The sequence below is a fragment of the Citrobacter sp. TBCS-14 genome (genome assembly GCF_005280805.1).
Taxonomy (GTDB): Bacteria; Pseudomonadota; Gammaproteobacteria; order Enterobacterales; family Enterobacteriaceae; genus Citrobacter; species Citrobacter gillenii.
The window spans coordinates 1-304 of sequence record NZ_SZWM01001154.1; the positions used below are offsets into that span (position 1 = coordinate 1).

Consider the following 304-nt stretch of genomic DNA (forward strand, 5'->3'; position numbering starts at 1 on the left):
CGAATACCGAAGAATGTTATCACGGGAGACACACGGCGGGTGCTAACGTCCGTCGTGAAGAGGGAAACAACCCAGACCGCCAGCTAAGGTCCCAAAGTCACAGTTAAGTGGGAAACGATGTGGGAAGGCACAGACAGCCAGGATGTTGGCTTAGAAGCAGCCATCATTTAAAGAAAGCGTAATAGCTCACTGGTCGAGTCGGCCTGCGCGGAAGATGTAACGGGGCTAAACTGTGCACCGAAGCTGCGGCAGCGACACTATGTGTTGTTGGGTAGGGGAGCGTTCTGTAAGCCGTTGAAGGTGT

The 304-nt window shown here is 53.6% G+C and carries 1 rRNA gene; it reads left to right on the forward strand.

The features are described from left to right. A 23S ribosomal RNA gene (locus FDX22_RS24510) occupies positions 1–304 on the forward strand; the annotation flags it as partial.